Consider the following 21,600-nt stretch of genomic DNA (forward strand, 5'->3'; position numbering starts at 1 on the left):
GTCACTGCACGTTCGCAGCCCGGCCCATCAACAGGGCCGCGGCTTCGAAATCGGCCTGCTTGTAGCGGGCGGCGATGCGGGCTTCCTCGTCGGCGCCCCAATGTTCCACGTTCCAGTTCTCGTCGAGCCGTGAAAGCTCCCAGGCTTCGTCCGGCGCAAGCCTGCCCTCCAGAAGCGCGAGCGCCAGGAGCGCCGAGCCCGAAAGCGCCGTGGCAAGCTGCAGCCCCGCGATCGTCCATGGATCCTTCAGAGGGGCGATCCGGGCCTTGAACGCGGCGAGCGCCTCGGCCGGTTGGGCGACATGCATCACGCCTTCGGCAAGCACGAAGCGCGCCCCCAGCGTGTCGGACGCCCATTCGACGATCGGGTCCCAACGCTCGCGCTGGCGCTCCACGAGCTCGTCCGGATGCGCCGCGCGATAGACCAGAAGGTCCGTCTCCGCATAGAGCGGCACCTCGTTCAGCACCGGCGCAGGATCGGGCGCCACGGCATCGACCACCGTGTTGGAAAGCCGCGCCACCGGCATGGTGCCGGGATCGATCCGCTCGCCCTGGCGCATCCATTCGCCATGAACGGCGTCCGCGATCGGACGGTTCGGCAGAACCAGCGTCTTCTTTGCCGGCGTCTTGACGGTTCGCCCGTCGAGCAGCACCGAGAGACCGCCCTCGACCTCGCCGAGTGAGACCGTGGTGTAAAACCGCTTGGGCAGGGAGCGGCGGAGGGCGTTCGGATTTTCGAACATCTTCTGCAGGATATCGGGATCGTTCGACATGGCCGTCCGGTTCTGTTCGTCGCAGGAAAGAGATATCTGTGGTGGGCGAACCTAGAGCATCGGCCCGAGGATCGGAATCGATTTTCCGAACGCCTCATGCGTGAAATCAAAAAGATAGCTAGCGCATTCCGCGTCTGAAGAGACGCATGACGCGCTAGGTTGCGGCGGGCCCGTCCGCCAGCCAGCGATCGAGCGTGGCGGCAAGGTCCGGCACGGTGCCGACGACCGCTGCGGCTCCCCGCCGCAACAGGAGCTCCGGCGCGTGCGAACCCCAGTCGACGCCGATCGCATGGCTCCCGGCCGATCGGGCCATCTCCATGTCGTATGTCGTGTCGCCGACGACGACGGCGTTGATCGGCGCGACGCCCAGTTCCCCGCAGCATTCCAGGACCATCGCCGGATGGGGTTTGGAGGGGCAGTCGTCGGCGGTTCGAACGGTGACGAACACGTCGGTCAGGTTATGCGATGCGGTCAGCGCCGCGACGCCGCGACGCGATTTTCCGGTCACCATGCCGACGAAGACGGCCTCGCGCGCGGCCAGATCGCGGACGAGTTCGGCCATGCCCTCGAACAGATGATCGGAAAAATGCGGGCGCGTACGCTCCAGCCGGTATTCGGCCCGGTAGCTCTCGCACAGCCGGTGGACTTCCACCGGCGTCAGCCCGGGCCGCAGGGTCGCGATCGCCGTATCGAGCGACAGGCCGATGATCGCACGGGTCGCCTCGCGCGGCGGGGGCTGGAGATCGTGGGCCGTGAAGCATCGCTCCATGATATCGCAGATGAGGCCTGCCGAGTCCGCGAGCGTGCCGTCGCAATCGAACAGAACCGCTTTTATTCCGGACACTTGGCGATCAATCCTCAAGTTCTGCTTCATCGAACCCGAACAGGTTGAACGTTTGGCGCATATGTTGCGGCAAGGGCGCGATATGATCGATCACGCCGCCGTTCGGGTGCGGGATGATGATGCGGCGCGCGTGAAGATGGAGCCGTTTCTGGACCCCGCCCGGGAACTCCCAATTGGTGTCGTGCTCGAAATATTTCGGATCACCCACGATCGGATGGCCGAGATGCAGCATGTGGATGCGCAATTGATGTGTGCGCCCCGTATGTGGTTCGAGTTCCAGCCAGGAGAAATTCTGCGCGACCTGGTCGACGACGCGGTAATAGGACAGGGCGTGGTCGGCACCCTCCTCCCCGTGCTTGGCAATCCGCATCCGGTCGCCGTCCGGCGTCTGCTCCTTCTTCAGATAGGTCGAGATCTTGCCCTCGTGCGGGGCCGGCACGCCCTTGACGAGCGCCCAGTAGAGCTTCTTGGTCTCACGCTCCCGGAAGGCTTTTGTCAGCGCGGTCGCGGCGCCCCGGGTGCGCGCGACGACGAGAATGCCGGACGTGTCGCGGTCGAGCCGATGGACGAGCCTCGGCTTCTCGCCCTTCCTGTTGCGCCAGGATTCCAGCATGTCGTCGACGTGGCGAGTCAGGCCCGAGCCGCCCTGCACGGCAAGCCCTGCCGGCTTGTTGAAGACGATGACCTTGTCGTCCTCGTAGATCACCATCTGGGCGAGGACGTCTCCATCGTTCTGGCCCTTGATGGTGTTGGCCGTCAGCGGCTTGTTGGAGACGGGCCGCTCCCCGGAATGGGAATCGACCGCCATCGGCGGCACCCGGATCATCTGACCGGGCGTCACGCGCGTGTCGGACTTCGCCCGGCCGCCGTCGACCCGGATCTGGCCGGACCGCAGCAGCTTTTGCAGCTGGCCGAAGCCGAGGCCGGGATAATGCAGCTTGAACCAGCGATCGAGGCGCAATCCGGCCTCGTCATCGTCCACGCGCCGTTGTTCGACTGCCGCCATGGGGCGTCGCTCCGTAATTCGAGGCTATGATATCCGGGACCGGTGCGATGGTTCGCGGAGGCCGTCGGTTTTGCGCTCTTCTAGCTGCCCGAAGCGCGTCCGGCAACGCACCGCACCTGGCAGGCCGGTCACAGAAGCGCCCTGACGCTCAGGAGGCCGGCGAAAAGCGCGGCGACCCCCAGGATCACCGACCCGGCGACATAAGCGATCGCGAGCCCCGCCGCGCCCTTGTCGATCAGGTTCATGGTGTCGAGCGAGAACGAGGAGAAGGTGGTGAACCCGCCGAGGCATCCGCTGGCCAGAAACATCCGCCAGTGCTGCGACATGCCGAGCTTGCGCGCCAGAAGCTCCACCAGGACACCCATCAGGAACGAGCCGAACACGTTGACGAAGGCCGTACCCCAGGGAAAGCCCGATCCGAAAAAGCGCACGGCGGCAAGGTTTGAGAGATGTCGCATGCCGGCCCCGAGCCCGCCGCCCGCCATGACGAGGAGAAGGTTGATCATGCCCGTCCGATAGCGCCGATGGCCGCCCTTGGAAAGAGTTCGGCCCCGAACACGGGCGTGTTCGGGGCCGGAGGCGGATCGTCAAGGCCGCAGGCGACCTATCGGGCGGGGGCCGGTCCGGTCTGCTCGACATTTTCGAGGAACGGTTTCTTGCGCTCCGCGATGAGGCCCTTACCGGTCGAGAAGGCGAGCACGAGAAGCAGGATCGCGAAGGGAAGCCCCGTGGCGATCGCCGCGCCCTGCAGCGCCGCCAGACCGCCGCCGAGGAGCAGCGCGATGGCGATGAGCCCCTCGAAGGTCGCCCAGAAGACCCGTTGCGCCGTCGGCGCATCGAGCTTGCCGCCCGCCGTGATCGTGTCGATGACCAGCGAGCCGGAATCGGACGAGGTCACGAAGAACACGATGACCAGAATGATCCCGACCAGGGACGTGATCTGCGTCAGCGGAAGCTGGTTGAGCATCGCGAACAGCTTCACCGGCAGTTCGGCATCGACGATGCCGGCATAGCCACCGATGGTTTCGGTGAGGGCTGTCCCGCCGAAGACGGTCATCCATATGATCGACACCATGGTCGGAACCACGAGCACGCAGGTCATGAACTCGCGCACGGTGCGGCCGCGCGAGACGCGGGCGATGAACATGCCGACGAACGGCGACCAGCTCATCCACCAGGCCCAGTAGAACGTCGTCCAACCGGTCCTGAAATTGTCGTCCTCGCGCCCGAACGGCATGGAGAGCGGGATCAGCTCGCGGAAGTACGAGACCGTGTTGCCGAACAGGCCCCGGACGAGATCCATTGTCGGACCGACCAGGAAGACGAAGCCGAGAAGCAGGATCGCCAGCACCATGTTGAACTCCGACAGTCGCTTCACACCGGCGTCGAGGCCGGCGACGACGGAGATGAGGGCGATGCCGGTGATCACCGCGATCAGCGTGATCTTGGTCAGCATCGTATCGGGAATGCCGAACAGGAAGTTGAGACCGGCGGTCGCCTGCTCGGCGCCGAAGCCGAGCGATGTCGCAAGTCCGAAAAGCGTCGCGAACACGGCCATGATGTCGATCACATGACCCGGCCAGCCCCAGACCCGATCGCCGAGGATCGGGTAGAAGGCCGAACGCATGGTCAGCGGAAGGCCCCAATTGTAGGAGAAGAAACCGAGCGCGAGCGCCACGACCGCGTAGATCGCCCAAGGGTGCAGGGCCCAGTGATAGAGGGTCGCGGCCATGCCGAGACGGCGGGCTTCGAGTTGCTCGCCGGCGGCCCCGCCGAGCGGCGCCCAGTCCGTGCCTTCGAAGGCTGCCGAATAATGGCTGACGGGTTCGGAAACGCCGTAAAAGACGAGGCCGATGCCCATGCCGGCCGAGAACAGCATCGCGAACCAGCCGAAATAGCCGTAGTCGGGCTTGGCATCGACGCCGCCGAGCCGGATGTTTCCGAGCGGCGTCACGATGAGCGCGAGGCAGAACAGGACGAAGATGTTGCCGGCGATCAGGAACACCCAATCGAAGGTCGAGGTCAGGAACGGTCGAAGCCAGCCGAAGAAACTGTCCGCGACGCCCGGAAACATGAGGGCGAAAGCCACGAAAAGAATGATGATTCCCGCCGAGATCGGAAACACCGGATTGTGGATGTCGAGGCCGTATTTCTGCAGATTGTCTTGTCCGACCTCGTATTCCGAGACCGATTGATCGGGTATCTTGTCCTGATCCACCGTCATGGCGTTCTCCTTGATCGTTGCCAGGCTTGTCGGTTCGGGCGGGTCTTGCAGCAGGAAGCAGGCTCCCGAAGACATTCGAGAGCGCACCCGTCCGGTCTGTTATGCAAATACAAGAAATCCGCGAGGCGTCTGCTTCGACACATCGCGGATTCCATGAATTCGCCGCAATCCTAGAACAGGCGCCGCGCCGTTTCAACGGGTTGACGCCAATTGCCGAACCTTCCATGGCGGCTTCGGCACCTGCAGGGTCCGTCGGCGCCGGTCGTTTCAGTCGCCCCGGTCGCGCTGCGCCCTCAGCCTTGCAAGATGCTGCAGCCGCTCGCCGATCCACTCTTCCCGTCCGTAGCGTGTCGGCCGATAATAGGTTTCGCGCTCCATCTCGTCCGGAAAATAAGTCTGTCCCGAAAAGGCGTCGGGCTGGTCGTGATCGTAGGAATAGCCCGAACCATACCCCTCCTCCTTCATCAGCTTCGTCGGCGCGTTCAGGATATGGCGTGGCGGAAGCAGGGATCCGTGCGCCTTGGCCGCACGCATCGCTTGCTTGTAAGCGGTGTAGACCGCGTTCGATTTGGGCGCCGCCGCCAGATAGACGGTGGCTTCGGCAAGCGCGAGTTCGCCTTCCGGAGAGCCGAGATAATCGTAGGCATCCTTGGCCGCGAGCGTGACGCGAAGCGCGTGCGGATCGGCCAGTCCGATATCCTCGGAGGCCATGCGGACCAGCCGCCGGCCGAGATAGAGCGGGTCCTCGCCCGCATCCAGCATCCGGCACAGCCAGTAGAGCGCGGCATCGGGGTCCGAGCCCCGAACGGATTTGTGCAGGGCGGAAATCAGATTGTAATGCCCGTCCTGGCCCTTGTCGTAGACCGGAGCCCGCCGCTGCACGATGGTCTGGAGCGCGTCGGCGTCGAACAGCTCACCCGGCTTGGCCGATCGCCATATCTCCTCGGCGAGACTGAGGACCGCGCGGCCATCCCCGTCGGCCAGGCGCAACAGCACCTGTCGTGCCTCGTCGTCGAGCGGCAGGCGCTCGTTCTCGATCTCTTCGGCCCGGTCGAGGAGCGCGCCGAGGCTTGCGGCGTCATGGGCCTTGAACGTCAGGACCCTCGCACGCGACAGGAGCGCGGCGTTCAGTTCGAAGGAGGGATTTTCCGTCGTCGCGCCGACGAGGACGACCGTTCCGTCTTCCATGACAGGCAGGAAACTGTCCTGCTGGGCCCGGTTGAAACGGTGGATCTCGTCGACGAACAGCAGCGTCGGTTTTCCGTTGGACCGGCGCATCCGGGCCGATTCGAACACCTTCTTCAGGTCCGCGACGCCTGAAAAGATCGCTGAGATCTGTTCGAAGGCGTAATCGCTGTCATTGGCCAGAAGCCGGGCGACCGTCGTCTTTCCGGTTCCGGGTGGCCCCCAGAAGATCATCGAGCCGAGGTTCTTCGAGGCCAGCATGCGGGAGAGAATCCCGCCCTCGCCCGTCAGATGGGTCTGTCCGACGACCTCGCTCAAGGTCTTCGGGCGCAGGCGATCGGCGAGCGGGCGGGCAGCTGCGGTCGACGCCGCCACGGGCCCATGTCCGGCGGCCCCTCCGTGCCGGGATGCCGGTCGTTCGTCTGCTGCGGGGTCACCAAACAGGTCGGCCACGGTCAGCGCACCCTTCTCATCAGGCGGCGGCCGCCCCGTTCGATCTCGAATTCATACCCGCCCCAGGCTTCCGACAGAAGCCGTTCGAGGCCGGCGCTGGTGGCGACGCGCTCGCCATTGAGCGCGATGACGATGTCCCTGGGCCTGAGCCCGAAACGGGCCGCGAACGAACCGCGTTCGACATCGGCGATCACGACGCCGGTTTTCTCGAGCGGCAGATCGAGCTCCTCGGCGACCTTCGGCGACAGCGTCCAGACGGTCGCGCCGGAGAACGGCGTGCGCCCTTCAAGGAGACGGGCGTCCCGCGGCGGTGTTTCGGGGGCCCCCGTCAGGGGCAGCGACAGGGTCTCGCGCGCCTCGCCGCGCAAGACCGTCAGCGTCGTCGTCGAACCGATCCCGGCGGTTGCGAGGCGATATCCGAGCGCATCGGGATCGGTGATGGCGACGGATCCGACCTCGAGAATGACGTCGCCTTCCTCAAGACCCGCAATATCCGCCGGCGAGCCTTCCGCGACCGAGAAGACGATCGCCCCCGTCGGCCGCGCAAGCCCGACGGCTTCGGCGATATCGGGCGAAACCTGGCCGAAGGATGCGCCGATATAGGGCCGCGAGAACGACCCCCCGGCCTTGGCGGCGCGGATGAAGCTGGCGACGAGATTGGAGGGGATCGCAAAGCCGATGCCGTTCGAACCGCCGGATTTGGAGAAGATCGCCGTGTTCACGCCGACGAGCCGCCCGCCCATGTCGATGAGCGCCCCGCCCGAATTTCCCGGATTGATCGCGGCGTCCGTCTGGATGAACACGCCCGGGTCGCCCGGCTTCAGATGGGTGCGCGACAGGGCCGACACGATGCCGTTGGTGACCGTTTGTCCGATCCCGAACGGATTGCCGATCGCCAGAACCAGATCGCCGATTTCGATCCCGTCGGAATCGGCCAGTTCGATCGATGGAAACGCTTCGGTCGGATCGCTGACCTTCAACACCGCAAGGTCCACCTTGGCATCCTTGAGGACGATTTCCGTCTCGAATTCCCGCCCGTCCGCAAAGGCGATTCGCACCTCGTCCGCATCGGCGATGACATGATTGTTCGTGACGATCAGGCCGCCCGGATCGACGATCACGCCGGAGCCGAGCGAGCTTTCGATGCGCGGTTCGGCCGGACGCGTCGGCCCGCCGAAGAACTGTCCGAAGAACGGATCGCCCGCAAAGGGCGACAGGCGCGGCGGGACCGCGCGTGCGGCATAGACATTGACGACGGCGGGCGCGGTCTTCCGCACCAGCGGCGCGAAGGTGAGCGTGATCTCGGATGGGCTCGCCGGAACGGCCTCGGTGCGCGCGCCGGACAAGGTCTCGGGGACGGGTGCGGGAGACGGGTCCGGCGTGGCTGACTGATCCTCGCTCTCTTCGCCACCGAAGAGGCCGCGAAGGCTCCAGCCTTCGGCCGTCGCGAGCGGTGCCGACGCGCCTGCCGCCAGCAGGATCACGAGGGCGAACAATGCTGCGCGATGAGGGTGAACCATGCGGCCAATTCCCGTGCTCGTCCTGTTGCCTTCTTGCGGTCCGGAGATCGTCGGGCCGTGCGTTGGCGCCGTCGAGGGACGTCTTGCAGGCATACCGCCTCGCACCGGTCGCGGCAAATATTTCAAGGCCGATCCCGACGGCTCCAGCCACGAAAAAGGGGTCCCGCGGGACCCCTTTTTCGTTCAGTTCGCGGTTCGCCGCTCGTTCCGCCGCATACGAAGAGCGATAGGCTCAGTTCGCGCCGTCAAGGTCGTTCGCCACGGCGGCGGACACCGGAGCCGGCAAGTCGGCGGTCGCATAGCTTGCGGTCAGAACCGCAAATGCGCCCATGGCGGCGAGGAGCGTGATGGCTGTGCGGCGCACTGGAAACCGTACCTTTTGATTTGTCATTTCGGCATTCTGCATACGGATTGTTTAATCCTCGTAAATTTCGCCACATTCCTCGTGGCTGCGTCCCCGCTTCAGGATGGGTAAGTCACCGCAACTCAAATGGTTGCAGTCGACGTCACGAACTTTTCCCGGAACCGCGACGCTGCTTTGCCATGGGCGAAACCCGCGCGATAGCGCTTTTCCATCACAGTCGGGCCTCCGGCGGATGAGACGCACAGGAAACGAAGAAGCCGGTTAATTCCAACGTCCGGCCAGTGTGACCACGCCGCCACAGATTTCGCCACGATCCCGCCATCGTCGCGTCTTGCCCCCTCGCCCGGGCGAATGCCTCGGGCGCATCGGACGATCCGTCGCGACACCGGCGCCGAGGCCGGCGCCCGTGGCACCGATGGGGCGATTGCGGCGGCCGTGGCCAGGGAAAGGGCGGCGATGGCGCCGAAGGCGGTACGCCAGCCACCGATTTCGCCAATGAAGCTTGCCGGCGGGACGCCCAGAACGCTGGCCGCCGAGACGCCGCCGAAAATGATCGATGTGGCAAGGCCGACATGCCGGGCCGGGGCGATCTGCGCGCCCGGCGACCCGGTCACCGTCCAGAACGTTCCGTGCGCCAGTGCGCCGATCAAGCGGGCGGCGCGCAAGGAATTGCGCCTCGCGGGAAAGATTGGAAGAGGCTGAGCAGGCGCCGTGGGCGCTAAGGCGTCGCGTCATGCACGGCGAAGGCCTTCCGGGCGGCCGACACACCGTTCATGCAGGCGGGGACGCCTGCATAGACCGCGATCTGCAGCAGGATCTCCACGATCTCTTCGCGGGTGACGCCCGTGTGGAGCGCGGCGCGAATGTGGAATTCAAGTTGCTCCGGCGCCGTACCCATCGCCATGAGGGCCGAGACCGTCAGCATTTCGCGCGTCTTGAGGTCGATCCCCGGTCGCGAGACGATATCGGCGAAGGCAAAGCCGAGGACCAGTTCCAGAAAATCTGGCGACAGCCCGTCGAGGTTGGACGCGACGCGGGACGGTGCCGCAGGATCGAGGCGCGCCAGGAGGGCAAGCGCGCGGCCGCGACGGTCATTGCCGTTCATGCGCCGACCCCCTTCATTCCTTCGGCAATATAGCGATCACCGGCGACCGAAAGCGGCGAGAGGGCCCGATCGAGAGCGGCGAGTTCATCGGCGCCGAGGGCGATCGACGCCGCGCCGACATTGTCCTCGAGATAACGCCGCTGCTTGGTGCCGGGGATCGGCACGATGTCGTCGCCCTGCGCCAACAGCCAGGCCAGGGCGATCTGCGCCGGTGTGCAGCCTTTGCGATCGGCGAATTCGGCGATCACATCGACGAGACGCCGGTTCGTGGAGGCGTTCTCCTTCGCGAAACGGGGCAGATCCGCGCGGGCGTCACCGAGTCCGAAGGTCGTCGCGCCGTCGAAGCGCCCGGTCAGGAATCCGCGACCGAGCGGAGAATAGGCGACGAAGCCGATCCCCAGTTCGCGGCATGTCGGCAGGATGTCCGCTTCCACGTCCCGCGTCCAGAGCGAATATTCCGTTTGAACCGCGGTTACGGGATGGACGGCATGGGCACGCCGCAGCGTCGCGGCGCTGACCTCGCACAGCCCGATGCCGTCGATCTTGCCCTCACGGCGCAGCGCCGCAAGATCGTCCATCGTTTCCTCGATGGGGCGTCCACTGTCGATCCGGTGGACATAGTAGAGATCGATCCGCTCGACCCCCAATCGGCGCAACGACCCTTCGCAGGCCGTGCGGATGTAGCCTGCGCTGTTGTCGAGCGTTCGACGATATTCGCCCGGCGTGCGGACGATCCCGAACTTGGTGGCGATCCGCACCTCGGGACGGCGCGACGCCAGGAACTCGCCGATCAGTTGCTCATTGTGGTGCGGTCCGTAGGTGTCGGCGGTATCGAAGAAATCGACGCCGAGTTCGACGGCGCGATCGAGGACGGCCATGGATTCGGCGTCGTCCCGTGGGCCATAAAACTCGCTCATCCCCATGCAGCCCAGACCGATGGCTGAGACGGTGAGGTTCGATCCGATCGTGCGGCGTTGCATGGGCTTCTCCTTGCAATTGTCAGGAGAAGCATGACGTCCTATGACCGGCAATTATAGCGAGAATTTGTGGAATCTGTTTTCCGATAACGGAAGATCGAATGATGGGCATTCAGTGGGACGATGCGCGGGTCTTCCTGGCGATTGCCCGGGCGGGAACGTTGAGCGGCGCGGCCGCTCAGCTCGGAACGGGACTTGCCACCGTCTCGAGGCGGATCGAGCGGCTGGAGCGCGCCCTGGGCGTGCCGCTCTTCAGTCGGCATCAAACCGGCTACCGCCTGACGGATGACGGCCAGGCGCTCATCGGGCGGGCCGAAGCTCTGGAACATGCCGGCAATGCCTTCGGCGTTGAGGCGGACCGGCAGGCCAGCGTGACGGGGCAAGTCCGCCTCGCCACGGCCGAGAACCTCGCCAACCCGCTGATCATTCCCGCACTGCCGACTCTGCTCGATCGCCATCCGGGCCTCGAGATCGAAGTCACCACCGATGTCCACACCGTCAACCTGCATCGACGCGATGCGGACCTGGCGATCAGGATGGTCAAGCCCGATGGCGGCAATGTCACCGTGCGGCGGCTCGGGACGTTGGGCTTCGGCCTCTACGGTTCCGCGGACTACATGCGGGCCCGCCGGGCCGACGCGGATCCGGCCGGGTTCAAGACCGATCGGTTCATCGGCTGGGCCGAAACGCAAAGCCATCTGCCTGCGGCGCAATGGATCGAGCGCATGCTTCGAGGACGCGCCTGCGCGTTGACGACCACGAGCCTTTCATCCCAGCTCTCCGCCACGGTCGCCGGCCTCGGATTGGCCGTGCTACCCCATTTTCTCGCACGACCTCTGGGTCTGGTGTGCCCGGCCGATGAACTCGGCTTCGATCAACCGATCTGGCTCGTGATGCATTCCGACCTGGCGCACTCGCGCCGCGTTCGGGTCGTTGCTGATTACCTGTCAGACCTCTTCATCAGCCACCGGGCACGCCTTCAGGGCCGCCAGGACCAGGATTGACGCAGATCGCATCCCGGGCGGCCAGTCGCGGGATCGACTTGGCATGGACAGGCCGTCGCCCATGGGTCGGTGTCGGACACGTGTTTGATGGCGGGCCGCGCCCGATGATGATGAGCACGACGTCTACGCCAAAGCCCTCTAATGCTGCACCCGCTTGGCACCCTGTCGGCCGGCGCAAGGGGGAAGCGCACGTTCCATGGAGGCGGCGAGCCAGTCCACCGGTCGCGACCGGCAGTCAGGGCATGGCAATCCGCAATGTCGCCTTCAGCCCGTCATCGATCGGCGTACGTGGTTCGTCAATCGATATGTTCCGGCGGTTGAACCCGGAAGGCTTCGACGCTTTGCGGGACGGTCTCGCCTCTCGGGCGGACGCTCTTCGGGAGGCCGCGAAGGAAACCGACACCTATTCCGAGGTGATGAAAGCGCTTCGCGTCCAAGCTAACGAACAGGTCTCAGCCCTCGAAACGCAAATTGCCACGCTGGGCATGACCGCCGGCGAGTCCGCTCCATGCCGATCCCGATGCGTGCCATTCTCACAAGCGAAAAAGGAGTCGGTTCAATGAGCGGCCTTAATATTTGTCACAAGGAAGATCGCGTCTTCCTCTCCTACGATTCCGCGGCTTATGACGCCGACGGCATCGTAACCGGCTTCGTTCAAAAAGGCTTCGAAATTCCGCAGATGCGCGCGTTCGTGGCATGTACAGGCGCATCGATCGCAGCGCTGACCCTCAGCCGCGTCTTGCCGGACGTCTATCAGGACATCGATGACGTTTCCGAAAGCGGAGAGTCAGTTCTAGATGCGGTCTATGAAAAGATCGCGGACCTCCTGGACGACTAAGGCACGCGCGGACTGACAGCCGCTATCGTCGGATGGTCCGACAAGCTGGGCCGGCTGAAAGTCATCGTTTTTTCGCGTGGAGGGCATGACGAACGGTACGCCGATGATGTCGGCAATCTAACGCATCCGATTCTGATGGGAGCGGCCCGCACAGCCTAGCTGGCACATCACGGAATGGCGTTCAATATCGAGCGCTTCGACCCCGTGTCAGACAGTATCCGACTCCTCGAGCTTCAAAGATTGATGGCGCTACCGCGTAATGGCCGGGCGACTTCGCACTTGATCGGAGGGCAAGTTACACTTGCCGAAGTCTCGAAAAGCGGCGTGAAGACCCGCGTCATTCATCGCTGGCCGGAAGATCAAATCGGACAGCGGATCGAACCGAAACGGTCGGCCAAGCCGGCGAACGTTACGCTGATCGGTCCGCGTCTCAATCGAAAACAGCGGCGCGCCATGGCCGCAAACAAAGAGGTAGCATGATGACCAACCCTGAAGAAACTAAGCGCCAGGCAGTCGAAACCTTCCGCGATCATGTGCGGAAAGAGACAAAAGCAGGCTTAGATATATGGTGGGACGGAATGCGGGTGGACTCCGACAATCTCGACTATCTAGCGGCAAACCAAGCGGCGGCACTGGATAGGCTACTCGAGCCGCATCGTAAGGTGGCTGCGGACCTACTTTCGGACGGAAGCCCCGACATGGCCGCCATCTACCTGAATGAAGCCGAGGCCGTCACCCGTGAGCATTTCGCGCTGTATCTGGCCGAGATCAAACGCCACGCCGAGTCCGAGCTCGACCGCCTTGACCCGTATGGACTCCACCCGCTCGAACCGAAAGGCTGATCATCATGTTCGACACCGGGGGGAATGCGCGCAAGGCGGCGCACAAATGGGCCTGTGAGCAGTGCGGCAACTGGCACGAAGCGATGACGAAGACGGAAGATGCTCGCCATTGGGTCCGCGACTGCCCGACCGCAGTCTGCGACTATATCCAAGGCCAGCTCGAGAACCATCTGCATTCGATCCGAGGCCAGGAAAAGAACCGCCTATGGCGGGCCGTCTACGAATCGGAGGCCCAACAGTGGGTCGACACGTTCAAGGGCAACTTGGTTTCGGAGTGCCGGGCGGTGTGGCAACCCGGGGGTTAACCTCCGATACTTTTCGTCATTCCGCCGATTAGCCCGCCGACGAAGCTTCCAATCTTGGCGTATTTCTCGGCAGACAGCCCCGATGGTGTCTTCTCCACAGCTTCTCGGACTGATTCGTTTTCATCGAAGGCTTTGTCCTCGGCAGCTTTCAACCCCAGCGACGTAAGCTGTACGCTTCTGTGAAGACCATCTACTTCGATGCCTTCCACACGAATCAGACGTTCTTCGACCATCCAGTGCATCACGTCCATGAACTCATAGAATTTCGGCGGATCGGCGCACTCGAACTCCTCGGGCTCAAGATATTGCTTTCGAAGGCCCCCGGCTATCAAGCTCGACAGAATTCGACCAATCAGTTCGTGGCTAGAAGACAAAGACACTAGACACCTTCACGTAGGTAAATGCGTTCACAAAATTCAAAAACGGCTCTAAACCACTGAAATATATATTCTATTGGCGGATGGGGTGGGATTCGAACCCACGGTACGGTTTCCCGCACGCCGGTTTTCAAGACCGGTTCCTTAAACCACTCGGACACCCATCCGTGTCGGGAAAGCCATAACCGCAGAGGGAAGCGGACCGCAAGGGGGATTGCGGGTTCGGCGCTGGAACGGGCGCCGGATGGGGCGTCGGCCGACGCCTGTTGCCGCGCGATCCGGCGCTCTCACGCCGAGCGTCTCGCACAGGGGCCGGGCGCCGGGATCAGATCTGGCCGCGGCCCGTCGTCATGCGGGCCAGGATGTTCTGATAGAGGATCCTGTCATGGATGATGGCCATCGCGGCATGACCGACGATGACGGCGAAGAGGACGTAGCCGAGTTCGCCGTGAAAGGCGCTGCCGAGAGCGGTCAGCCAGCCGATCTCCGCTCCGGTCTGGTCGAAGATCTGCAGTCCGAAGATCGACCACCCGCGACCCGATCCGTAATTGCGCAGGATCGCCAGCGTCGGAACGAGAACCAGCAGGGCATAGATCGCCCCGTGGCCATAGCCGGCGAGCTTTTCGAGACCTTCGCCGTGGGCGGGACGTTTGGCGCTGTTGGCGAGCGCCCACGCGATCCGGGCGATGGTGACGATCAAAATGGTCACGCCAACGGGGACATGCAGGGAGAACATCGCATCCCCGAACGGCGTATCGTCGAACCAGTGGCGTGCCAGCGCCGACACGATCTGGTTCAGCATGAGGAGGACGACGAGCCAGTGAAAGAACCGGCTGACGAGACCGTAGCCTCCCGGATGGTCCATGATTCGGGTATCGAAACTGCGGGGCGTCGCCATCGGGGTCCTTTCAGCCGGTCGCGAACGTTCTGGAGGCCTCCCGAACGTTTCGGACTGAAATAACCCCCAGGTTGCAAAGTCTACCCCACGGCACCGATTTTCCACGGTCCAAAACGCCGCAGTCCGGATATCGTCACGCGTCGAAGCGTTCGCGCACGCTCCGGGCCGCCGAAGCGATCGCGTCGTCGGCCGTCCGCAGTTCAAGACCGAGAACGTCGCGCGCCGGACCGCTGTCGAAAATCTTGCGTCGTCCAAGCTCCGGAACGATCGGGGCAACCTGGCCGGACAGCGCCCCCGCCCCCTGCACCAGCCAGTCCGGCAGGACGAAACGCGGCATCCGCCTTGCCACCTTCGGATCGTTCCGCCCGATCGTGTCGCCGATCTCCTTCAGGGACCGCGTGCCGCCCGACAGCAGGAAGCGTCGACCGACAGCGCCCGGCACGGTCATCGCGCGGACATGGGCCGTTGCGACATCGCGGACGTCGACGATGCCGAAGGCAGCGTCCGGCACTGCGACGAGCCGGCCTTTCAGCATGGTGCGGATCAGGTCGATCGAGGTCCCCGGAACCCCGTCGAGCATCGGGCCGAGGACGAACCCCGGATTGACGACGGCGAGATCGAGCCGGTGCTTGTCCGCGAACGCCCAGGCCGCCCGTTCGGCGAGGGTCTTGGAAACCGCGTAGGGATAGGCACCCTCGCCATCGACATCGGTCCAGTCGGCTTCACCGAAAACCGTCTGCGATCGCTTCGCCCGCCCGACATAGACGGCGACGACCGACGAGGTGAGGACCACACGCTCGACGCCGGCCCGTTCGGCGCATTCCAGGACACGGAGCGTGCCGCCTCTGGCGATGTCGACGAGCCCGAACCTGTGTTTCGGCTGTACCTTCGGGAACGGCGAGGCGGTGTGGATCACGAAGCGGCAACCGGTGGCGGCATCCCTCCAGCCGGCATCCTCGGTCAGGTCGGCCGTGACGAGCTCCAGCCGAGCCGGATCGTGCCCCTGGCCGCTCATCGCCGCACGCACCGCATCCGCCTTCGCCGACCCGCGCACCGTCCCGCGCACGCGCCATCCCTCTTTAAGGAGACGGGCGCAGATATGCTTGGCCACGAACCCGGATGCGCCGGTCAGAAGGACGCGGTCGGTCGTCATGTCTTGATCTCCTGATGCCTTTTGACGTGCCGGTCGAAAGCCCGCCGGTCGGTGTGTCCGATCGAACCGTGAAACCTTGAGATGGCCAACAAAAAAGGGGCCGCAAGGCCCCTTTCATCATGCACGGTGCAACGCTGCGTCTTACGCAGCTTCCGACTCGTCGCCGGCTTCGGCTTCGAGACGGGCGCGGTCAGGCGCACCGCGCGCGTCGGGATCGCGATCGACCATCTCGATCACGGCCATCGGCGCATTGTCGCCATAGCGGAAGCCGGCCTTGAGAACCCGGGTGTAGCCGCCCTGGCGATCGGCGTAGCGCGATGCGATCGCATCGAACAGCTTTGCGACCGCAGCCTCGTCGCGAAGCTTGGAGAAGGCCTGGCGACGCGCATGCAGATCGCCGCGCTTGCCGAGGGTGATGAGCTTCTCGACGATCGGGCGAAGATCCTTCGCCTTCGGCAGGGTCGTGACGATCTGCTCGTGAACGATCAGCGCAACGGCCATGTTGGAGAACATCGCCTTGCGATGGCTCGAGGTCCGGTTGAGCTTGCGGCCGCGGTTTCCGTGACGCATGAGTTGGTTTCCTTAAAGTTCAGAAGTCAGCCCGCGCCCTGTCCGGGCGTCTCGCTGAAGGTCGGGATCTTTGCGTCCTTGCCTTGCTTCGAAGACAAGCCGCCGTTCCTTTGAATGATTTCGTCGCACCGCCGTCTCCGCCGGTGCGAAATCTCTATCGGCCCGTGAAGGAGCCTACATCGATCCGGCAGGCCAGATCAGTACTGGTCTTCGTAGCGCTTGGCCAGATCGTCGATGTTCTCAGGCGGCCAGGCCTGAACTTCCATGCCGAGGTGCAGACCCATCGAGGCAAGCACTTCCTTGATTTCGTTCAAGGACTTGCGGCCGAAGTTCGGCGTCCGCAGCATTTCGGCCTCGGTCTTCTGGATCAGATCGCCGATATAGACGATGTTGTCGTTCTTCAGGCAGTTCGCCGACCGCACAGAAAGCTCCAGCTCGTCGACCTTTTTCAGAAGCGCCGGGTTGAAGGCAAGCTCCTGCATCGGCTCTTCGGCCGCCGCTCCCGAGCCGCCGACGCCGCCGCCGATGGCCATGCCGCGCTGGTCGCGCTGCGGCTCCTCGAAATTGACGAAGACCGAAAGCTGATCCTGAATGATCCGCGCCGCATAGGCCACGGCATCCTCGCCCGAGATCGAACCGTCGGTCTCGATCTGCATGGTCAGCTTGTCCTTGTTCAGGTCCTGCCCCTCGCGGGTGGCTTCGACCTTGTAGGACACCTTCTTCACCGGCGAGAACAGCGCATCGACCGGGATCAGGCCGATCGGCGCGTCTTCCGCACGGTTCTGGTCGGCAGGGATGTAGCCCTTGCCGGTGTTGACGGTGAATTCCATGCGGATCTCGGCACCCTCGTCGAGCGTGCAGATCTCGTGATCGGGATTGAGGATCTCGATATCGCCGACCGTCTGGATGTCGCCGGCGCGGACGATGCCGGGACCCTGCTTGCGGACGACCATCCGCTTGGGGCCCTCGCCCTGCATGCCGATATTGATCTCCTTGATGTTGAGAACGATATCGGTCACATCTTCACGCACGCCGGGGATCGACGAGAATTCGTGCAGAACGCCGTCGATCTGGACGGCCGTCACGGCCGCGCCCTGGAGTGAAGACAGAAGAACGCGGCGAAGCGCGTTTCCGAGCGTCAGGCCGAAGCCGCGCTCCAACGGCTCGGCCGTCAGAGAAGCCTTGGTGCGCCCGGTGCCCTTGAAGACCACATTGTTGGGCTTCGAGAGATCCTGCCAGTTGCTAGCAATCATATGGATGCCTTTCAGTTTCCTCGCCACCATCCATTCGTGGCGATGGGTTCTGACACGCCGACGCGCCACGGCCCTTCGGAGAGGACGGCGGCGCGGGACGAAACAGCGAAACCCCCGGGAACATCCCGAGGGCCAACAAGGCTATTAGACGCGGCGCTTCTTGCGCGGGCGAACACCATTGTGCGGGATCGGCGTCACATCACGGATCGAGGTGATCGTGAAACCGGCCGCCTGCAGGGCGCGAAGCGCCGACTCGCGACCCGAGCCCGGACCGCACACTTCGACTTCAAGCGTCTTCATGCCGTGTTCCTGCGCCTTCTTGGCGCAATCCTCGGCGGCGATCTGTGCGGCGAACGGGGTCGATTTGCGCGAACCCTTGAAGCCCTGCGCGCCGGCGGACGACCAGGAAATCGTGTTTCCCTGCGCGTCCGTGATCGTGATCAGCGTGTTGTTGAAGGTCGAGTTGACATGGGCAACGCCCGCGGAAATGTTCTTGCGCTCGCGGCGGCGAACGCGCTGTTCTTTAGCCATTCAAAGTGTCTTTCGTTCGATCTCGACACCGCCGTAGTTCCGGCGGCTCCACCTGAACCGGGCGCCCGGAAGCGCCCGATCGCGATTACTTCTTCTTGCCGGCGATCGCCTTGGCCGGACCCTTGCGGGTGCGGGCATTGGTGTGCGTGCGCTGACCGCGCACCGGCAGGGAGCGGCGATGGCGCAGGCCGCGATAGCAGCCAAGGTCCATCAGACGCTTGATGTTCATGGACACTTCACGGCGAAGGTCACCCTCGACCTGATGGTCGCGGTCGATGATCTCGCGGATCTGAAGAACCTCAGCATCCGAAAGATCGTTGACGCGGCGGTCCTCGGTGAGGTTCGCCTTCTCCATGATCTGGCGCGCGAGCGCCGGACCGATGCCGTGAATGTACTGCAGTGCGATGACTGCGCGTTTGCTCGTCGGGATATTGACGCCAGCGATACGTGCCACGTCGTGCTCCTAAAATTCAAAGGTTTGCGGCCGCGCGCAAATGCAGGATCAGCGTTACGGCCAAAGGCGACCGAAGCGGCATCATCCCAGACGGGTTTGCCGGTTTCGATCGCAACGGATTCGCGGATAGGGGTAGCCTATAGAAAACACCGCTTGACAAGTCAACCAAAGGCAGACCGCCCTGCCCCGCGAAAGTCTGTCGGAGAAACGATCAGCGCTCGATCGCTTCGAGGATCGACCGCGTGACGATGTCAATGTCCTGCATGCCATCCACGCGCGCGAGCTTGCCCTTGGCGTGGTAATAGCCGATCAGCGGCGAAGTGTCCTTGTAATAGGCCCGCAGGCGCTGACGAACCGTGTCTTCGTTGTCGTCGGCCCGCCGCTTGAACTCGGTCGATCCACACACGTCGCACACGCCCTCGGTCTTCGGCGGATGGTCGGTGTCATGATAGAGCGCGCCGCAGTTGGCACAGGTGAAACGGCCGGTGATGCGATGCACCAGCGCTTCGTCGTCGACCCTCATCTCGACCACCTTGTCGAGCGTCAGGCCCTTCGACGTCAGGATCTCCCCAAGCGCGTCGGCCTGGACGAGGGTGCGGGGGAAACCGTCGAGGATAAACCCGTTCGCACAGTCCGCTTCCTCGATGCGCTCCGAAACGATCCGGTTGACGACCTCGTCGGGAACAAGATCACCGGCATCCATGATGGCCTTGGCCTTCTTGCCGATCTCCGTCTGGTTGACGACCGCCGCCCGCAGCATGTCGCCGGTCGACAGCTGCGGAACATGCAGGCTGTCCACCAGCCTTTTGGACTGCGTTCCCTTGCCCGCACCCGGCGGACCCAGCAGTATTAATCTCATCGGCCCCGTTTCCCCCCTCTGAGTTTCGATTTCTTGATCAGGCCTTCGTACTGGTGCGCCAGAAGATGCCCCTGGACCTGTGCAACCGTATCCATCGTCACGCTGACGACGATCAGCAGCGACGTGCCGCCGAGATAGAACGGAACGCCCACCGCGGATATCAGGAATTCCGGCAGCAGACAGACGACGATCAGATAGATCGCGCCGACGACCGTGATGCGCGTCAGGACGTAATCGATGTAGTCGGCAGTGCGCTCGCCCGGCCGGATGCCCGGAACGAAGCCGCCATGCTTCTTCAGATTGTCGGCCGTGTCCTTCGGGCTGAAGACGACCGCCGTATAGAAGAATGCGAAGAACCCGATCAGGAACGCATACATCAGCATGTAGAGCGGCTGACCGTGGCCGAGCGAGGCGACGACGGACGTCGCCCAGTCCGGCAGCTCTTCCGTGTTCGAGAAGTTCGCCACCGTGACCGGCAGCAGGAGCAGCGAGGAGGCGAAGATCGGCGGAATGACACCCGACGTGTTCAGCTTCAGCGGCAGGTGCGAGGTGTCACCCTGGAACATGCGATTGCCGACCTGGCGCTTGGGATACTGGATCAGCAGCCGGCGCTGGGCACGCTCGAAGAAGACGATCATCGCGACCGTGCCGATGGCCAGCGCGATGACGATGATGATGACGGCCGTCGACAGCGAACCGGTGCGGCCGAGCTCCAGAAGGTTCGCAAGGGCCGATGGAAGGTTTGCGACAATGCCGGCGAAGATGATCAGCGAGATGCCGTTGCCGATCCCGCGCGCGGTGATCTGTTCGCCGAGCCACATCAGGAACATGGTCCCGCCGACGAGGGTGATGACCGCCGAGACCGTGAAGAACCAGCCGGGATCGACCACGATTCCCGCCTGTGTCTGCAGACCGGCGGCGATGCCGTAGGCCTGCACCATGGCCAGGAGCACGGTGCCGTAACGCGTATACTGATTGATGACCTTGCGTCCCTGCTCGCCCTCCTTCTTGAGAGCCTCGAGCGAGGGAATGACCGATGTCATCAGCTGGATGATGATGGAGGCCGAAATGTACGGCATGATCCCGAGAGCGAAGATCGCCATGCGCCCGACGGCGCCGCCCGAAAACATGTTGAACAGCCCCAGAATGCCGGTCGACTGCTGCTGGAACGCCTGCGACAGGGCGTCGGGATCGATGCCGGGCATCGGAATATAGGTGCCGAGCCGGTAGACGATCAGCGCGCCAAGGGTGAACCAGATCCGCTTCTTGAGATCCTCGGCCTTCGAGAAGGCCGAGAAGTTCAGATTGGCGGCTAGTTGTTCTGCAGCCGATGCCATGGGAAATTTCTCCAGAAATTCGCGTTCAGAACCAGGTCCGGTTCCTGAACATGCGGAAGCGGTCGCGTCGGGGAAGACTGCGCCACGCCGGGCACACATAAGCCGCGGACGCAGGCGACGCAAGCAACTGCCGTCGAAGCGGCATTTTCCACAAAACAAAACCCGCCCCACCCATGAAAACGGGAGGAACGGGCCATGTCGTGTATCGCTATGCGAGCGGGACGCTCGCGGCCGGCGAGAGCGCTGGGCGACTCATCAGGCGGTCTTGACCGACCCGCCGGCTTTCTCGACCTTCTCGACGGCCGACTTCGAGGCACCGGCAACGTTGAGGTTCAGCGCAGCCGAGATCTCGCCGTCGCCGAGAACCCGAACGCCGTCCTTGGGACGACGCACGATGCCGGCGGCGATCAGAGCGGCAACGTCGATCTCCTTCGACGCATCCAGACGACCCGCGTCGATCGCCTGCTGCAGGCGGCCGAGCGAGACCGTGTTGAAGCTCTTCGCGAAAATGTTCACGAAGCCGCGCTTGGGAAGGCGACGATAAAGTGGCATCTGGCCACCCTCGTAACCGTTGAGGGCGACACCCGACCGGGACTTCTGTCCCTTCACGCCCCGCCCGCCGGTCTTGCCCTTGCCCGAGCCGATACCGCGACCGACACGCTTGCGCGAATGGGTCGCGCCTTCATTGTCATGCAGTTCGTTGAGTTTCATAGTGTTTCTCCGGCGATT

Annotated in this window: 27 protein-coding genes and 1 tRNA gene; 6 read left to right on the forward strand and 22 right to left on the reverse strand. The window is 63.8% G+C overall.

The window, feature by feature from the left end:
* Position 1 precedes the first annotated feature (1 nt).
* The 11 genes from U0C82_RS15950 to U0C82_RS16000 form a co-directional block, all read right to left on the reverse strand.
* A complete protein-coding gene (locus tag U0C82_RS15950; RefSeq protein ID WP_322188403.1) occupies positions 2–772 on the reverse strand; it encodes an ATP12 family chaperone protein in 771 nt (256 codons plus the stop codon).
* A 154-nt stretch (positions 773–926) separates the two neighbouring features.
* Positions 927–1,616: an HAD-IA family hydrolase gene (locus U0C82_RS15955; protein WP_322188405.1), complete on the reverse strand. Its 690-nt coding sequence runs from the start codon at positions 1,614–1,616 to the stop codon at positions 927–929.
* A gap of 7 nt (positions 1,617–1,623) precedes the next feature.
* Complete coding sequence (locus U0C82_RS15960; protein ID WP_322188407.1) at positions 1,624–2,622, reverse strand: RluA family pseudouridine synthase; 999 nt, start codon at positions 2,620–2,622, stop codon at positions 1,624–1,626.
* 128 nt (positions 2,623–2,750) lie between these two features.
* The gene (gene crcB, locus U0C82_RS15965; RefSeq protein WP_322188409.1) at positions 2,751–3,128 is read right to left on the reverse strand and encodes a fluoride efflux transporter CrcB; all 378 of its coding nucleotides are present in this window, start codon (positions 3,126–3,128) and stop codon (positions 2,751–2,753) included.
* 98 nt (positions 3,129–3,226) lie between these two features.
* Positions 3,227–4,846, reverse strand: a complete 1,620-nt coding sequence (locus tag U0C82_RS15970; protein ID WP_322188411.1) for a BCCT family transporter — start codon at positions 4,844–4,846, stop codon at positions 3,227–3,229.
* Between the two features lie 267 nt (positions 4,847–5,113).
* Positions 5,114–6,406 carry a replication-associated recombination protein A gene (locus U0C82_RS15975; RefSeq protein ID WP_322188413.1) on the reverse strand — a complete coding sequence of 431 codons (1,293 nt, stop codon included), beginning with the start codon at positions 6,404–6,406 and terminating at the stop codon, positions 5,114–5,116.
* Positions 6,407–6,486: 80 nt separating this feature from the next.
* The gene (locus U0C82_RS15980; protein WP_322188415.1) at positions 6,487–8,004 is read right to left on the reverse strand and encodes a Do family serine endopeptidase; all 1,518 of its coding nucleotides are present in this window, start codon (positions 8,002–8,004) and stop codon (positions 6,487–6,489) included.
* A 232-nt stretch (positions 8,005–8,236) separates the two neighbouring features.
* Entirely contained in the window at positions 8,237–8,368 is a 132-nt protein-coding gene (locus U0C82_RS15985; protein ID WP_322188416.1) for a hypothetical protein, read from the reverse strand.
* A 122-nt stretch (positions 8,369–8,490) separates the two neighbouring features.
* Positions 8,491–9,033, reverse strand: a complete 543-nt coding sequence (locus U0C82_RS15990) for an MFS transporter (protein WP_322188417.1) — start codon at positions 9,031–9,033, stop codon at positions 8,491–8,493.
* 53 nt (positions 9,034–9,086) lie between these two features.
* Positions 9,087–9,473 (reverse strand): carboxymuconolactone decarboxylase family protein, encoded by a 387-nt coding sequence (locus tag U0C82_RS15995; protein WP_322188419.1) that lies wholly within the window; start codon positions 9,471–9,473, stop codon positions 9,087–9,089.
* Positions 9,470–10,453 carry an aldo/keto reductase gene (locus U0C82_RS16000; protein ID WP_322188421.1) on the reverse strand — a complete coding sequence of 328 codons (984 nt, stop codon included), beginning with the start codon at positions 10,451–10,453 and terminating at the stop codon, positions 9,470–9,472. Before U0C82_RS16000 ends, U0C82_RS15995 begins: the two co-directional genes overlap by 4 nt.
* Positions 10,454–10,554: 101 nt before the next feature.
* On the opposite strand from U0C82_RS16000, the gene U0C82_RS16005 reads away from it, so the two are divergent.
* From U0C82_RS16005 to U0C82_RS16030, 6 genes are all read left to right on the forward strand, one after another.
* Complete coding sequence (locus U0C82_RS16005) at positions 10,555–11,454, forward strand: LysR family transcriptional regulator (protein ID WP_322188516.1); 900 nt, start codon at positions 10,555–10,557, stop codon at positions 11,452–11,454.
* A 242-nt stretch (positions 11,455–11,696) separates the two neighbouring features.
* On the forward strand, positions 11,697–12,017 hold the full coding sequence (locus tag U0C82_RS16010; RefSeq protein WP_322188423.1) for a hypothetical protein: 321 nt from the start codon (positions 11,697–11,699) through the stop codon (positions 12,015–12,017).
* Positions 12,014–12,292 carry a hypothetical protein gene (locus U0C82_RS16015; RefSeq protein ID WP_322188424.1) on the forward strand — a complete coding sequence of 93 codons (279 nt, stop codon included), beginning with the start codon at positions 12,014–12,016 and terminating at the stop codon, positions 12,290–12,292. The genes U0C82_RS16010 and U0C82_RS16015 overlap by 4 nt, the downstream gene beginning before the upstream one ends.
* Positions 12,293–12,466: 174 nt before the next feature.
* Positions 12,467–12,772 (forward strand): hypothetical protein, encoded by a 306-nt coding sequence (locus U0C82_RS16020; RefSeq protein ID WP_322188426.1) that lies wholly within the window; start codon positions 12,467–12,469, stop codon positions 12,770–12,772.
* Positions 12,769–13,134 (forward strand): hypothetical protein, encoded by a 366-nt coding sequence (locus U0C82_RS16025; protein WP_322188427.1) that lies wholly within the window; start codon positions 12,769–12,771, stop codon positions 13,132–13,134. The genes U0C82_RS16020 and U0C82_RS16025 overlap by 4 nt, the downstream gene beginning before the upstream one ends.
* Before the next feature lie 5 nt (positions 13,135–13,139).
* On the forward strand, positions 13,140–13,439 hold the full coding sequence (locus tag U0C82_RS16030) for a hypothetical protein (RefSeq protein ID WP_322188428.1): 300 nt from the start codon (positions 13,140–13,142) through the stop codon (positions 13,437–13,439).
* On the opposite strand, the gene U0C82_RS16035 is transcribed toward U0C82_RS16030, so the two are convergent.
* The 11 genes from U0C82_RS16035 to rplO form a co-directional block, all read right to left on the reverse strand.
* Positions 13,436–13,813, reverse strand: coding sequence for a hypothetical protein (locus U0C82_RS16035; RefSeq protein WP_322188430.1), 378 nt, complete (start codon positions 13,811–13,813; stop codon positions 13,436–13,438). The genes U0C82_RS16030 and U0C82_RS16035 overlap by 4 nt on opposite strands.
* An 80-nt stretch (positions 13,814–13,893) precedes the next feature.
* A tRNA-Ser gene (locus tag U0C82_RS16040) sits at positions 13,894–13,983 on the reverse strand.
* Positions 13,984–14,141: 158 nt separating this feature from the next.
* Positions 14,142–14,714, reverse strand: coding sequence for a cytochrome b (locus U0C82_RS16045; RefSeq protein WP_322188432.1), 573 nt, complete (start codon positions 14,712–14,714; stop codon positions 14,142–14,144).
* Positions 14,715–14,847: 133 nt separating this feature from the next.
* Positions 14,848–15,867, reverse strand: coding sequence for an SDR family oxidoreductase (locus U0C82_RS16050; protein WP_322188434.1), 1,020 nt, complete (start codon positions 15,865–15,867; stop codon positions 14,848–14,850).
* A gap of 141 nt (positions 15,868–16,008) precedes the next feature.
* Positions 16,009–16,437, reverse strand: a complete 429-nt coding sequence (gene rplQ, locus U0C82_RS16055) for a 50S ribosomal protein L17 (protein WP_322188436.1) — start codon at positions 16,435–16,437, stop codon at positions 16,009–16,011.
* 197 nt (positions 16,438–16,634) lie between these two features.
* Positions 16,635–17,690, reverse strand: a complete 1,056-nt coding sequence (locus tag U0C82_RS16060; RefSeq protein WP_322188437.1) for a DNA-directed RNA polymerase subunit alpha — start codon at positions 17,688–17,690, stop codon at positions 16,635–16,637.
* A 144-nt stretch (positions 17,691–17,834) separates the two neighbouring features.
* Positions 17,835–18,221 (reverse strand): 30S ribosomal protein S11, encoded by a 387-nt coding sequence (gene rpsK / locus U0C82_RS16065; RefSeq protein ID WP_322188439.1) that lies wholly within the window; start codon positions 18,219–18,221, stop codon positions 17,835–17,837.
* A gap of 85 nt (positions 18,222–18,306) precedes the next feature.
* Positions 18,307–18,675, reverse strand: coding sequence for a 30S ribosomal protein S13 (rpsM, locus tag U0C82_RS16070; protein WP_322188440.1), 369 nt, complete (start codon positions 18,673–18,675; stop codon positions 18,307–18,309).
* Between the two features lie 211 nt (positions 18,676–18,886).
* On the reverse strand, positions 18,887–19,534 hold the full coding sequence (locus U0C82_RS16075; RefSeq protein ID WP_322188441.1) for an adenylate kinase: 648 nt from the start codon (positions 19,532–19,534) through the stop codon (positions 18,887–18,889).
* Positions 19,531–20,871 (reverse strand): preprotein translocase subunit SecY, encoded by a 1,341-nt coding sequence (gene secY, locus U0C82_RS16080; protein WP_322188443.1) that lies wholly within the window; start codon positions 20,869–20,871, stop codon positions 19,531–19,533. The genes U0C82_RS16075 and secY overlap by 4 nt, the downstream gene beginning before the upstream one ends.
* Before the next feature lie 255 nt (positions 20,872–21,126).
* A complete protein-coding gene (gene rplO, locus U0C82_RS16085; RefSeq protein ID WP_322188445.1) occupies positions 21,127–21,582 on the reverse strand; it encodes a 50S ribosomal protein L15 in 456 nt (151 codons plus the stop codon).
* Positions 21,583–21,600 lie beyond the last annotated feature (18 nt).

Source organism: Fulvimarina uroteuthidis, from assembly GCF_034321785.1.
Taxonomy (GTDB): domain Bacteria; phylum Pseudomonadota; class Alphaproteobacteria; order Rhizobiales; family Rhizobiaceae; genus Fulvimarina; species Fulvimarina uroteuthidis.